At 65.5% G+C, this 734-nt stretch carries 1 protein-coding gene; it reads right to left on the bottom strand.

What is annotated here, in order from left to right; all coding sequences use genetic code 11:
- Positions 1–734: PP2C family protein-serine/threonine phosphatase (locus tag AOG27_RS21380; RefSeq protein ID WP_419177743.1), on the bottom strand; the 734-nt coding region annotated here is incomplete at both ends.

The raw sequence follows: 734 nt of genomic DNA, 5'->3' as shown, positions 1-734 counted from the left end.
GGCCAGCACCTCCAGCCCGTCGAGGCGATCCCCCGGGGAGAGCTCAGGCGGGATCGGCAGTTCGCCGTACACCTTGGCCGGATTTTCGGACTGGGCATCGGGCAGCTCATCGATGCGCACCAACTGGAAGCAGAACTGGTCCGCCCCGTAGCCACGCGATTGCGCACGCTGTACCGCCGCCTCGGCCAGGCGATCACAGGCGGCATCGAGGTCGCTGGCATCCTGACGAATCAGCTGCACATACTCCGACGGCATCAGGGTGCCCAGCACCGCCTGGGTGGTAAACAGGAACAGATCCCCCTGCTTGGCGGGAAAGCGGGCGTAATCGATGTCGATGCTGTTGTCCATGCCCAGGGCCCGGGAGGGGTAGCGATAGCCCCCGAGGTCGGTGACGTGGTCGCGTGTCAGCTGCTCGAATTCCGCCCCACGCAGTCGAAACACCAGGGTGTCGCCCATATGGAAGAGGTGGCCCTCGGTACCGCGCAGCACCAGCGCCGACAGCGAAGTGACGTAACTGCCCTCTGCCACCTGACGGCTCTGGCTGTAGGTCCAGGCATTGAGGGCGCGCAGTACCCGGGTCGCCGATGTCTTGACGTCCCAATGGTCGGGGGTGGAGTAGTAGTCGGCGAGGAAGCTGCGCACGCTGAGGTCCCCGGCCTGCTTGGCCATGCTGTTGCGCAAGGTGGAATCGCTGATCAGCGCACAGGCCCCTTTGGCGTTGAGCTGGGGCGCCT

The sequence above is a fragment of the Pseudoalteromonas lipolytica genome, from assembly GCF_001306915.1.
GTDB classification, from domain to species: domain Bacteria; phylum Pseudomonadota; class Gammaproteobacteria; order Enterobacterales; family Alteromonadaceae; genus Pseudoalteromonas; species Pseudoalteromonas simplex.
Note: the sequence above shows the minus strand (reverse complement) of the source record. Positions and strands in the feature narration are given on the sequence as shown.